Raw genomic sequence first — 12,397 nt, 5'->3', positions numbered from 1 at the left:
GAAGACGACGATGAACCCCACCGATTCCGCACCGCCGCAGCGCGCGCGCCATCCCGCGCTGGAGGCCAGCGGCGTGGTTGCCGGCTATGGCGCCCGCACCATCCTGGACGGCCTGGACCTCAGGGTCGAGGCCGGCGAGATCTACGCGCTGCTGGGCGCCAACGGCGCCGGCAAGACCACCACGCTGAGCCTGTTCCTCGGCTTCGTCGAGCCCGCGCGCGGCCGCGTGCGCGTGAACGGCACCGACCCGGTGGCCGACCCCACCGCCGCGCGTCGCCAGCTCGCCTACATACCCGAGAACGTGGCGCTCTACGAGCACCTCAGCGCGCGCGAGAACGTGGCCTACCTGCTGCACCTCGCGGGCCAGCCCGCGGATGCACCGGCCATCGATGCGGCGCTGGCGAGCGCCGGCCTGGATGCGGCCGCGCACGGGCGGCGCGTGTCGGGATTCTCGAAGGGCATGCGCCAGAAGGTCTCGATCGCGCTGGCGCTCGCGCGACGGGTGCCGGCGCTGCTGCTCGACGAGCCCACCTCGGGGCTCGATCCGCAGGCCGCGGCCGAGTTCAGCCGCCTCCTCGGACTGCTGCGCGCGCAGGGCGTGGCCGTGCTCATGGTCACGCACGACCTGCTCGGCGCGGCAGACGTGGCCGACCGCATCGGCTTCATCGAACGCGGGCGGCTCATCGAGGAAGTCGCCGCCGCAGGCGCCGAACGCTTCGACGTGCGGGCCCTGCACCGCCGCTACGCCGGGCAGGAGGTGCAGCCGTGAGCGCCGCGCTGCACATCGCGCGCGAGGAATGGCGCCTGCTGCGGCGCGACCGCGTCGCGGTGCTCGGGCTGGCGCTGCTGCTGCTGCTCACGGCGGTCGCCGCCTTCACCGCATGGGAACAGCGCCGCGCGACCGATGCCGAACGCACACGCCACCAGGCGCAGGTCGACCACGAGTTCGAGGCCCAGCCCGACCGCCATCCGCACCGCATGGTGCACTACGGGCACTTCGTGTTCCGCCCCCTCAACCCGCTCGCCGCCTTCGATCCCGGCGTGGATGCCTACACCGGCCACACGCTCTTTCTCGAGGGGCACCGGCAGAACAGCGCCAACTTCGGCGACGTGCGGCAGTCGTCGCTGCTGCTGCGCTTCGGCCAGCTCACCCCGGCCTTCGTGCTGCAGGTGCTCGCGCCGCTGCTGCTCGTCTTCGTCGGCCATGCGGCGCTGGCGCGCGAGCGCGAATCGGGCACGCTGCGCGTGCTGCTCGCGCAAGGGGTCCGGCCGCGGCAGATCGTCGCGGGCAAGCTGCTCGCGCTGGGCGGCGTGGCGGCCGCGGCGCTGCTTCCCGCACTGCTGGCGCTGCTGTGGATCGGCGCCGCCACGCCGGCGCCGGCCGGCCTGGCCCTCGCGCTGGCGGCGGGCTACGGCGTCTGGCTGCTGATCTGGGTGGTAGGCGTGGTCGGGCTTTCGGCGTGCTTCGCGCGCGGGCGCGATGCGCTGGTGACGCTGCTCGCGCTCTGGGCCGTGGGCGTGGTGCTCGTGCCCCGGCTCGCGCCCGAACTCGCGGCCTCGGCGCTGGCGCTGCCCACGCGCTTCGAGACCGACATCGCGGTGGCGCGCGACCTGGCCGCGCTCGGCGACAGCCACGATCCCGACGATCCCTACTTCGCCGGCTTCCGCCGGAAGGTGCTCGCGCAGTACGGCGTCTCGCGCGTCGAAGACCTGCCCGTCAACTACAAGGGCCTGCTCGGCATGGAAGGCGAACGGCTCACCAGCGCGCTGTTCGATCGATACGCCGATGCGAACTTCGAGCGCCAGGCCGCGCAGCTGCGCCGCGTCGATGCCTTCGCGCTGCTCAGCCCGGTGATCGCGCTGCGGCGGCTGTCGATGGCCGCCGCGGGCACCGACCTGCACGGCTACCGCCGCTTCGTCGAGCAGGCCGAGGACCATCGCTACCGCCTGGTACAGGCGCTCAACCGGCTGCAGGCCGAGAAGCTCAGCTTCGCGGGCGACCGCTCGAGCCGCGACAGCCGCATCAGCCACGCGCACTGGCACGGCGTCGCCGAGTTCCGCTTCCAGGCCGCGCCGCCCGCCGAGGCGCTGCGCCGGGCGATGCCCGCCGCGGGCGTGCTGCTGCTGTGGCTGGGCCTGCTCGCCGGCCTGTTGACGCTGGCGACGCGCCGCCTCGGGAGGGTCGCGCGATGAGCTGGCTCGCCCATGAACTGCGTCTTCTGCGGCGCGCCAGGCTCGCGGTCGCCGCGCTCGCGCTGCTGGCGCTGCTGTCGGCGCTGGCGGTGCTTTCGGGCATGCGCGAGGTCGAAAGCCAGCGCCGGACCATCGAGCGCCTGGCCGGACTGCAGCAGCAGGACCTCGCCGCGCAGGCGCGCAAATACGCCGACGGCGGCGACGCCGGTTCGGCCGCCTACTACACCTTTCATGCGACGTGGGACGATCCGTCGCCCACCGCCTTCCTCGCGCTCGGGCTGCGCGACGCCGCGCCCTACGTGCTGCGGGTGCGCGCGCTCGCGCTGCAGGCGCAGCTGCACGAGGGCGAGACCTTCAACCCCGAGCTGGCACTGGCCGGCCGCTTCGACTTCGCGTTCGTGCTGGTCTACCTCGCGCCGCTGTTCCTCATCGCGCTGCTCCACGACCTGGTGTCGGGCGAACGCCGCGCGGGCCGGCTCGGCACCCTGCTCGCCATGCCCGGTGCCGGCCGCCGCCTGTGGCTGCGCCGCGCGGGCCTGCGCATGGCGCTGGTCTTCGGCTGCCTGGCGCTGCCGGTGCTGGCCGCCGCGCTGGCGAGCGGAACGCCGGCCGCGGCCGTCGCGACCGTGCTGCTGGTCACGGCCGCATACCTCGCTGTCTGGAGCGGCCTGGCGCTGATCGTCGCGACGCGCCACGGAAGCTCCGCCGCCAACGCCACCGCGCTCATGGGTTGCTGGGTCGTGCTGACGCTGATCCTGCCGACGCTCGCCAACGCCGTGCTCGCGCGCGCCGTGCCGGTGCACCAGGGCGTGGCGCTGATGCTGGCGCAGCGCCAGGCGGTGCACGGCGCCTGGGATCTGCCGCGCGAAGCGACGATGGAGGCCTTCTTCCGTTCGCACCCGCAGTGGCGTGGCACGGCGCCGCTGCCCGCGGGCTTCCACTGGAAGTGGTACTACGCCTTCCAGCAGCTCGGCGACGAAAGCGTCGCGGCCCAGGTGGCCGCCTACCGCGAGAGCCTGCTGTCGCGCCAGCGCTGGACGGCGCGGATCGGATGGCTGCTGCCGGGTGTCGCGGTGCAGGCCGCGCTGCACCGGCAGGCCCGGACCGACCTTGAGGCGCAGCTCGCCTACCAGGACCGCATCACGGAATTCCACACCCGGCTGCGCAGCTTCTACTACCCCTACCTGTTCGACGACCGGCGCTTCGGCGCGCAGGACTTCGCCGCGCAGCCGCGCTTCAGTCCATCGCCCGCTCCGGCGCCCAGGCCGCTCGGCCAGCTCGCGGGGCTGCTGCTCGCGGGTGGCGCCGCGCTGGCGCTGGGCGCGGCGGCCGCCGGCCGCGTGCGACCGGCGCAGGGATTCAGACGCGCCGGTCGCCCAGCAGCCGCGAGACGACGCGCATGAAGGCGTCGTACTGGAACGGTTTCGCGACATGGTCGTTGAAGCCCGCGGCCAGTGCGCGCGCGCGGTCCCCGGGCCGCGCGAAGCCGGTCAGCGCGATGGCGGGCACGTCGCGCAAACCGGCCTCGCGCAGCCGGGCGAGCAGCGTGTAGCCGTCCATGTTCGGCATCGCGATGTCGGAGACGATCAGCTCGAAGCGCTCGGCGCCCGCGCGCTCCAGCGCCTCCTCGGCGCTGGCGGCCGCGGTCACCAGCGCGCCCTTGACCCGCAGCAGCATGCCCAGCGCGTTCAGCGTGTCGGGGTCGTCCTCGACCAGCAGCATGCGCAGGCCCTGCAGCGCCGGGCGCTCGGCGTCGGCACTGGCCGCCGCCGACGGCGCGGCCGGGCGCGGCAGCACCACGGTGAAGGTGGCGCCCTGGCCCGGGCCGGCGGACGCGGCCTCGACCTTGCCGCCATGGGCCTCCACCAGCCGGTGGACGACCGCCAGACCGATGCCGAGGCCGCCCTTTCCGCGTGTGGTTGGGCGCGTGCCGCCCTGCTGCTGGAACATCTCGAAGATGAGCGGCAGGAAATCGGGCTTGATGCCCTCGCCGGTGTCGCGCACCTCGATGCGCACCATCGCCTCATCGCCGCGCAGGCCGACTTCCACGCTGCCGCCCGCGGGCGTGAACTTGAGCGCGTTGCTGATGAGGTTCCAGACGATCTGCTCCATGCGCACCGGATCGGCATGCAGGCGGTACTCGCCCGGCTCGACGCGCAGCGTGAGCGCGATGCCGCGCCCCCTGGCATCGGCCTGCACGGCGCCGACGATCCGCTCGACCAGGCCGTCGCAATGCACCTCCTGCCGATTCAGGGTCAGCTTGCCGGTCTGCACGCGCGAGAGGTCCAGCAGGTCGTCGATCAGCTGCGCCTGGCTCTTCACGCTGTCGGCGATGGTGCGGGCGATGCGCTTCAGGTCGCCGGACTGCGCTTCGGGGCGCAGCGCCAGCATCTCGGCGCTGAGGGCGATCAGGTTCAGCGGGTTCTTCAGTTCGTGCGACAGCACGGCGAGGAACTCGTCCTTCAGCCGGTCCGCGTCCTGCAGCTGCATGCGCAACGACTGCTCGGTGGCCAGCAGCGCATTGCGCTCCTGCTCCGCCAGCCGGGCCTGCGTCAGGTCGCGCGCGATCTTGGCGTAGCCCTGCTCCGCGCCGCCGGCCAGCGGCACCAGCACGCCGCTGAAATACACCCGGCTGCCGTCCTTGCGCAGATGCCAGCGCTCGTCCTCGGCACGGCCCACCTCGCGCGCCCTGCGCCGCTCGTCGTCCGGCGCGCCCGCGGCGACGTCCTCCGGGGTGAAGATGATGTCGCCGGACCTGCCGAGCACCTCGGCTTCGGTGTAGCCCAGCGCACGCTCGGCGCCCTTGTTCCAGCGGCGGATGGCGCCGTGCTGGTCGAGCAGGATGATGACGTAGTCCGCGATCGAGTCGAACAGCAGGCGCAGCCGCTCCTCGCCCGCGCGCACGGTCTCCTCGGCGCGGTGGCGCGAGGTGACGTCGACGAAGTTGAGCACCACGCCCTCGATGCGATGCTGGCTGCTGCGATAGGGCAGCACCCGCGCGAGGAACCAGCGGCCGTCGATGCTCTCGACCTCGCGCTCGATCGGCCGCAGCGACTCGAAGGCGTCGCGCGCATCGGCCTCCATCTGCGGGTAGTGGAGCCGGTGCGTGATGTCGAACAGCGGCCGCGTCACGTCCGTGGCGAGCACGTTGAAGATGTCCGCCACCTTCGGCGTGAAGCGCTGGATGCGCATGCCGCGGTCGACGAAGATCGTCGCGATCTCGCTCGCCAGCAGGAAGTTCTGCAGGTCGTCATTGGCCTTGGCGCTGGCCTCGAGATGCAGCTTCAGGTCGTAGTTGACCGTGGTCAGTTCCTCGTTGACCGACTGCAGTTCCTCCTTGCTCGTCTCCAGTTCCTCGGTGGTCGAGCGCAGTTCCTCGTTGACCGACTGCAGCTCTTCGTTCGAGGCGCGCAGCGCCTCGCTGGAGCTGTCGGACTCGCTGATCACCGCCCTCAGCTGCGCATGCAGATCGACGAGGTCGCTTTCGGATTGGAGCGCCAGGTCGGCGGAGGATGCCTCCTGCGCAAGCTCCGATTCCACTTCTTCGAAGATCACCGTCAACCACCCCTTGACCGCCTGCGCATGCCGCACGTGCTCCACGGGCCGGACCGTCATGTTGACGACCGAGTTCCGTTCGCCGTGCTGCAGCCGGACCGGCCGCGCCTGGACCGGCTGGCCGGTCTGCTCGGCATGCGCGATGGCCGCGCGCAGCGCCAGCCGCAGTTCGGGCAGCACCAGATGGAGCAGGTGCGCCGACAGTTCGCCGCTGTTCAACTGCAGGTAGCGGGTGGCCTGCTCCGACAGGTAGACCACCCGCAGCTGATGGTCGACCACCGCCGCGGCGCCGCTCTTTGTCGTCTTCAGCTGCGCCCGCATGCCCTCGATCAGCTCCTTGCGCATCGAGGTGCTGGCGCCCGCGGAAGGCGCCAGGAAGGCCAGCGGTTCGCTCAGCGCGCTCGGCACCCGGCGCTCGACCGACGCCGCACTGGCCCGGTAGATGCGGTGCTTCCTGTCGACGATCGTGAAATGCTCGGGTGCGGCGTCGGCCGTCTCGGCACTGCCGAGGAACAGCAGGCCGCCGGGGCGCAGCGCGAAATGGAAGGTCTCGAGCAGCTGGCGCTGCGCGGCGCGGTCGAGGTAGATCAGCAGGTTGCGGCAGCACACCAGATCGAGCGGCGAAAAAGGCGGGTCGCGCAGCAGGTCGTGCACCGAGAAGGTCACGCGCTCGCGCAGCGTCCTGGAAACGAGGTACTGGCCCGGCTGGCGGTCGAAGAACTGCCGCAGCCGGCTCGGCGGCACGTCGGTGGCGATCGCATCGGCGTACAGCCCCGCGCGGGCGACCGCGAGCGCCCGCTCGTCCACGTCGGTGGCGAAGACCTGGATGCCCTTGAGCGTGCCGGCGCTGCCCGCGTGCTCGAGCAGCAGCATCGCGACCGAATAGGCCTCTTCGCCGGTCGCGCAGCCGGCGACCCAAGCGCGCACGCGGTCCGCAGGGGACTGGGCGCCGAAGACGTCGCTCATGATCGCGCGTTCCAGCGCCTCGAAAGCGGAGCGGTCGCGAAAGAAGTTGGTGACGCTGATCAGCACGTCCTGCAGCAGCAGCGTCGCCTCCTGCGCGTTCTTCGAGAGGAACTCGGCGTACGCGGGCAGCGTGGCCTGGCGCGTGACCTGCATGCGCCGCTCGATGCGGCGCAGCAGGGTGGCGCGCTTGTAGTGCGAGAAGTCGTGGCCCGTGCGCTCGCGCAGGATCCGCATCACGTCCCGCAGCGCCTCTTCGGCGTCCTGCGCGGCTTCCGGCGTGGGCGAAGGCTCGACCCTCGCGTCCTCGGGCGGGCCCGGCAGCTCGATCCGGCGGGCGTTGTCCCAGAGCTCGATCAGCTTCTGGGCCATGTCGGCGACGGGCAGCACGAAGTCCGCGCTGCCGCCGGCGATGGCGTTGAGCGGCATCGCATCGTGCTCGGCGTCGGCGGGGCTTTGCACCAGCGTCACGCCGCCGCGTTCCTTCACGCGCTTCAGGCCCTCGGCCCCGTCCGAGCCTGCGCCGGAGAGCACGATGGCGATCGCACGCTCCCTGTGCACCTCGCCGAGGCTGCGGAAGAACTGGTCGATCGCGTCGCGGCGGGCGAACACCCGCTCGAGGCTGCCGAGCCGCAGGTGCCCGTCGCTCATGGCCAGCGCACGGCCGGGGGGAATGACGTAGACGTGGTTCGCTTCGATGGGCAGTTCGTCGGCGACTTCGGACACCGGCATGCGCGTGGCATGCTGGAAGATCGCACCGGCCATGCTCGGCGTGTCGGGCGCGAGGTGGAGCACGACGACGAAGGCCATGCCGGTGTCGGACGGCAGCTGCTCCAGCAGCCGCGTCACCGCGGGCAGACCGCCCGCGGACGCGCCGATGCCGACCACCGGAAAGCGCAGGGTGCTGCGCACGAGATCGGGATCCTCTTCGGGGTCCGGGACAGGTTCGACGGCGGTGTTCATAGGCCCCTTGGATGACGTGCCGCGGCGCGGCTGTCCTCATCGACGGAGTATCGGTCAGAAGGCGCCGGACGGGTTCGAACCATCCACCGGCAAACGGCATGCCCGCGCATTGCGCCGTCGGCCAACAGGCCGCGAGATGCGGTCTGCCGTGGACCGCGGCAGGGTTTGCGGTCAGAAGGCCTCGAGCGCCAGCCCCGTCACGCTCTCGGCGCCGTCGACGATGCTGTCGCGCAGGCCCGGCGCCTTGTTCAGGATGTGCTCGGCATAGAAGCGCGCAGTCGCGATCTTGGCCTGCATGAAGTCGGTGTCGACACTGCGCGAGGCGAGTTCGCGCGCGATGATCAGCGAGCGCGCGAGCTGCCAGCCGGCCACCAGGTTGCCCGCGAGCATCAGGTAGGGCACGCTGCCCGCGAACACTGCGTTGGGCGACGCCTTGGTCTGGCCCGCGACGAAGTCCACCACCTCGAGGAAGGCCTCGCGCGCGGCCTTCAGGCGCCGGTGCATCGCGGCCGCGGCCGGATCGTCGAGCCGCGAGAGCTCGACCTCGGTGGTCTCGATCTGCGCCGCGATCGCCTTCGCGGTCTGGCCGCCGTCGCGCGCGGTCTTGCGCCCGACCAGGTCGTTGGCCTGGATCGCGGTGGTGCCTTCGTAGATCGTGAGGATCTTGGCGTCGCGGTAGTACTGCGCGGCGCCGGTCTCCTCGATGAAGCCCATGCCGCCGTGCACCTGCACGCCCAGCGAGGTGACCTCCAGGCTCATCTCGGTGCTGTAGCCCTTCACGAGCGGCACCATGAATTCGTAGAAGGCCTGGTTCTGCTTGCGCGTCTCGGCGTCGGGATGGTGGTGCGCGGCGTCGTAGGCGGCGGCGGCCACCGAGGCCATGGCGCGGCAGCCTTCGGTGTAGGCGCGCATGGTCATGAGCATGCGCTTGACGTCCGGGTGGTGGATGATGGGCGCGCTGGCGTTCATCGAGCCGTCGACCGGGCGGCTCTGCACGCGGTCCTTGGCATAGGCCACGGCGTGCTGGTAGGCGCGCTCGGCGATCGCGATGCCCTGCATGCCGACCGCATAGCGGGCCGAGTTCATCATGATGAACATGTACTCGAGGCCGCGGTTCTCCTGGCCGACGAGGTAGCCCACGGCGCCCCCGTGGTCGCCGTACTGCAGCACCGCGGTCGGCGAGGCCTTGATGCCCATCTTGTGCTCGATGCTCACGCAGTGCACGTCGTTGCGCGCGCCGAGGGAGCCGTCGGCGTTGACCAGGAACTTCGGCACCACGAACAGGCTGATGCCCTTCACGCCCTCGGGCGCGCCGGTCACGCGCGCGAGCACGAGGTGCACGATGTTCTCGGCCATGTCGTGCTCGCCGTAGGTGATGAAGATCTTGGTGCCGAAGACCTTGTAGCTGCCGTCGGGCTGCGGCTCGGCGCGGCTGCGCACCAGCGCGAGGTCGCTGCCGGCCTGCGGCTCGGTGAGGTTCATCGTGCCGGTCCACTGGCCGCTCACGAGCTTCTCGAGGTAGGTGGCCTTGAGCTCGTCGGAGCCCGCGGTGAGCAGCGCCTCGATGGCGCCGTCGCTCAAGAGCGGGCAGAGCGCGAAGCTCATGTTGGCCGAGTTGAGCATCTCGCCGCAGGCCGCGCCGATGGTCTTGGGCAGGCCCTGGCCGCCGAAGTCCGCCGGATGCTGAAGGCCCTGCCAGCCGCCCGCCACGTACTGCGCGAAGGCTTCCTTGAAGCCCTTGGTGGTGGTGACGGCGCCGTCCTTGAACGACGAGGGTTCGCGGTCGCCCGCCACGTTCAGCGGCGCGACCACGTCCTGGTTGAAGCGCGCGCATTCCTCCAGCACCGCCTGCGCGGTTTCGAGGCCGGCGTCCTCGAAGCCGGGCAGCCTGGCGATCTCGCCGATGTTGGCCAGGTGTTCGATGTCGAACAGCATGTCTTTCAGGGGCGCAACGTAACCCATCACAGTCTTGCTTTCAAAGCAGCTCCGGTGTCATTGAAAAATAGGGCTGGCGCGGAACAAGGCGCGTCCAAACCGCAACACGCCGCTCGGTGTGAACCCCGACGGACTATTCCCGCTTCTCCATCTTCTCGTGGGCGTCCACGAGCTGGGCCAGCAGTTTCATGAAGACGGCGCGATCCTCGGGAGACAGCGGTTCGATCAGCAGCTCCTGCGATCGATGGATGCTTTCCTGCAGGTCGTTGATCAGGTTCAGGCCGTCCTTGGTGATCACCGAAAGTCTGGATCGACGATCGTCCGGATTGACGCGCGTTTCCACGAGCCCCTTGTCGGCCAGGCGCTTGAGCACTTCCGCCGTCGTCGTCCGGTCCAGGGACAGCTCCCTGCCGATCGCCTTCTGGTCGAGCCAGGGGTTCATCGACAACGCCGTCAGCATGCCGACCTGCAGCGGCGTGATGCTCTCGGACTTGCACAGATCGAAAAAGATCGCCTGGCCGATCTGGGTCAGCCGACGGATCAGGAAGCCCGGACGCCGCCACATGACTTCGCGCAGCGGGTTGAAAGGTTCGGAGCCCGGGGGCTTTGCCGCTTCCGGCTCTGTTGCGCCGACCGTCTTCTTCTTCCGGGCGGGAGAACGCTTCGTCATCATCTCGAGATCGCCAATAGTGTCAGCCGGCGAGTGTATCGGCTGCCCCCTGCGTGAATGGGCCAACTGTGCCTGCGGCGCCGCTACGGCAGGTCGACCTTCAGATAAGCGCCCAGCACGCGGTGGAAGCCTTCCTCGTCGTCCCACGGGATCATGTGACCGGCGCCTGGCACCGTGCATTGCTGCAGGCATGGCGCGAGCGCCCCGATCTCCGCGAGGTCTTCCGCCAGCACCACACCACCCTGGCCCGCCGTCATGAGGAGCCCGGGTGTCTGCAGTTTCGCCAGATCGGCGTGGATGTCGTCGTCGTGGAAGCCGGCATGGGCCTGGATGACGGCCTCCTCGCTGCAGGTGTGGAGCCACTCGGCCCGCAGCTGCAGTTGTTCGTCGGTCCAGCTCGGCGCGTAAGGGCGAAGCGCGTCGGCCGTGATGCCATGGACCGCCATCCGGATGGAGTCCACGTACCAGGGCAGCGGCACGGGATAGGCGCGGCGGCCCGGGCCGGACACCGGGGGGTCGACCAGCAGCAGCCTGCCGATGCGCCCGGCGTCGCGCGCGGCGGCACGGATCGCCACGCGCGCGCCCATCGAATGACCCAGCAGCGTGACGGACGACCATCCCTGGACCTCCATCAGATCGAGCACGTCGGCCGCCATGGCGTCGAGGCTTGCGTCCATCCCGGGCGCGCTGGACGACAGGCCGCGTCCGCGGAAGTCCAGGACATGAACGTCGAAGTGGCGAGCCAATCGCCCGGCGACGAAACCCCAGGTGACCGCCGGGCTCGTGATGCCCGGCAGCAGGAGCATGCGCGGGCCCTGGCCGCCGTAGCGCAGGAGGTGCAGCCGCACCCCGTTGGCGCGCACGTGATAGCCATGAAGAAAGGAACTCATTGCGACTCCGAGTTGTTACGCCCGTGGGGGCCTGCCGAACCAGCCACGGATGCGGCCCCAGAGCACACCCCACATCACTGCGGCGACGGAGACCGTGGCTTGCGGCGCGTCGACCGGCGCGGCTTGCCCGTCCAGTCTGCGGGTGATCTGCCTGCCGAAGTCGGCCACCATGCGGCGCACGAAGTCCTTGACCAGCCCCGAGCGGGAAAATTGCGCGAGCGGACCCTGCAGCGCGTAGACCATGTCCACGTGGACCCGGGTGTTGCCAGCCGACAGTGCTTCGAGCCGATAGCTGATGTCGCCCTGGGTGCGCGACTTGCTCAGGCTGTCCTGGCCCGCCCCCCGAAGCACGGCGCGCCGGGCGGCATCGTCGCGTTCCAGCCGCGCGGCGCCGGCGAAGGCGGCCGACATCGGGCCGAACTTGATCGCGATGCTGCCCTTGACTCTTTCTCCCTCGTGCGTGTCGATGGTCGCGCCGGGCAGGCAGGACGCCACCGCAGGCAGGTCGCCCATGAAATCCCAGACCCGGTCGACGGGATGCGGCACATCGAAATGGACTTCGATCGCGTTGCCTTTCGCCTTGGCCCTGGCCATCGCCACCGGATCGACTTCCGCCATGTCCGCGGCCGTATCGGATGCCGCCGGCTTGCCGGGCGATGGAAGGGACGGTTCGGCCTGCCGCGCTGCCGTGACACGCGCCGTCGCGGCCGTTCGCGGCGCGCCCGCTCTCTGGCGCAGTTGCTCGAACTGCACGTCCGGGTTGGCGCGCTGCTGCTGCAACACGTCCAGGATCGCATCCACGATGCCCTGGTAGCCGGTGCAGCGGCACAGATTTCCGGAGAGCTCGAGGCGCACGCGCGCTTCGTCAGCTTCCGGCAGGCGAAGCACGATGTCGCGCGCCGTGGCGAGCATCCCCGGGGTGCAGAAGCCGCACTGCAACGCGTGGTGGCGCGTGAACGCCTGCCGCAGGCATTGCATCACCGCGTCATCGTCGTAGCCCTCGATGGTGGTGATCTCGCGGCCCTCGCATGCCACGGCGAACGTGATGCACGCGCGCGTGGGCTCGCCGTCGACGAGCACCGTGCAGGCGCCGCAGACGCCGTGTTCGCAGCCGAGGTGCGTGCCCGTCAGCCGGAGCTCGTCGCGCAGGAAGTCGCCAAGATGCGTCCTGGGCTCCGCCTGCCGGCTGAAACTGCGGCCGTTCACATGAATGGAAATCGGTTCCAAG

The 12,397-nt window shown here is 70.6% G+C and carries 8 protein-coding genes; 3 read left to right on the top strand and 5 right to left on the bottom strand.

Annotated features, from left to right (window positions below):
- The first annotated feature begins 10 nt into the window (after positions 1 to 10).
- The 3 genes from M2165_RS00230 to M2165_RS00220 are packed head-to-tail and all read left to right on the top strand — an operon-like array spanning position 11 to position 3,596.
- Positions 11 to 769: an ABC transporter ATP-binding protein gene (locus tag M2165_RS00230; protein WP_280812652.1), complete on the top strand. Its 759-nt coding sequence runs from the start codon at positions 11 to 13 to the stop codon at positions 767 to 769.
- Positions 766 to 2,193, top strand: coding sequence for a DUF3526 domain-containing protein (locus M2165_RS00225; RefSeq protein WP_280812651.1), 1,428 nt, complete (start codon positions 766 to 768; stop codon positions 2,191 to 2,193). The genes M2165_RS00230 and M2165_RS00225 overlap by 4 nt, the downstream gene beginning before the upstream one ends.
- Entirely contained in the window at positions 2,190 to 3,596 is a 1,407-nt protein-coding gene (locus M2165_RS00220) for a DUF3526 domain-containing protein (RefSeq protein WP_280812650.1), read from the top strand. The genes M2165_RS00225 and M2165_RS00220 overlap by 4 nt, the downstream gene beginning before the upstream one ends.
- Here the strand turns inward: M2165_RS00220 and M2165_RS00215 are convergent.
- The 5 genes from M2165_RS00215 to M2165_RS00195 form a co-directional block, all read right to left on the bottom strand.
- Complete coding sequence (locus M2165_RS00215) at positions 3,553 to 7,623, bottom strand: CheR family methyltransferase (RefSeq protein WP_348541037.1); 4,071 nt, start codon at positions 7,621 to 7,623, stop codon at positions 3,553 to 3,555. The genes M2165_RS00220 and M2165_RS00215 overlap by 44 nt on opposite strands.
- A gap of 222 nt (positions 7,624 to 7,845) precedes the next feature.
- Positions 7,846 to 9,636, bottom strand: coding sequence for an acyl-CoA dehydrogenase (locus tag M2165_RS00210; RefSeq protein ID WP_280812648.1), 1,791 nt, complete (start codon positions 9,634 to 9,636; stop codon positions 7,846 to 7,848).
- A gap of 106 nt (positions 9,637 to 9,742) precedes the next feature.
- Positions 9,743 to 10,282, bottom strand: coding sequence for a MarR family transcriptional regulator (locus M2165_RS00205; RefSeq protein WP_280812647.1), 540 nt, complete (start codon positions 10,280 to 10,282; stop codon positions 9,743 to 9,745).
- An 80-nt stretch (positions 10,283 to 10,362) separates the two neighbouring features.
- Positions 10,363 to 11,169: an alpha/beta hydrolase gene (locus tag M2165_RS00200; protein WP_280812646.1), complete on the bottom strand. Its 807-nt coding sequence runs from the start codon at positions 11,167 to 11,169 to the stop codon at positions 10,363 to 10,365.
- Between the two features lie 15 nt (positions 11,170 to 11,184).
- The gene (locus M2165_RS00195; RefSeq protein WP_280812645.1) at positions 11,185 to 12,396 is read right to left on the bottom strand and encodes a 2Fe-2S iron-sulfur cluster-binding protein; all 1,212 of its coding nucleotides are present in this window, start codon (positions 12,394 to 12,396) and stop codon (positions 11,185 to 11,187) included.
- Position 12,397 lies beyond the last annotated feature (1 nt).

The organism is Variovorax sp. TBS-050B, from assembly GCF_029893635.1.
GTDB lineage: Bacteria > Pseudomonadota > Gammaproteobacteria > Burkholderiales > Burkholderiaceae_C > Variovorax.
The sequence above is the reverse complement of the archived record's forward strand: the minus strand, read 5'-3'. Positions and strand labels throughout refer to the sequence as shown.

Excerpts from the sequence above, each read along its gene's own strand:
- M2165_RS00210 (WP_280812648.1), bottom strand. The coding sequence starts at position 9,636 with ATGGGTTACGTTGCGCCCCTGAAAGACATGCTGTTCGACATCGAACAC.
- M2165_RS00230 (WP_280812652.1), top strand. The coding sequence starts at position 11 with ATGAACCCCACCGATTCCGCACCGCCGCAGCGCGCGCGCCATCCCGCG.
- M2165_RS00220 (WP_280812650.1), top strand. The coding sequence starts at position 2,190 with ATGAGCTGGCTCGCCCATGAACTGCGTCTTCTGCGGCGCGCCAGGCTC.
- M2165_RS00200 (WP_280812646.1), bottom strand. The coding sequence starts at position 11,169 with ATGAGTTCCTTTCTTCATGGCTATCACGTGCGCGCCAACGGGGTGCGG.
- M2165_RS00205 (WP_280812647.1), bottom strand. The coding sequence starts at position 10,282 with ATGATGACGAAGCGTTCTCCCGCCCGGAAGAAGAAGACGGTCGGCGCA.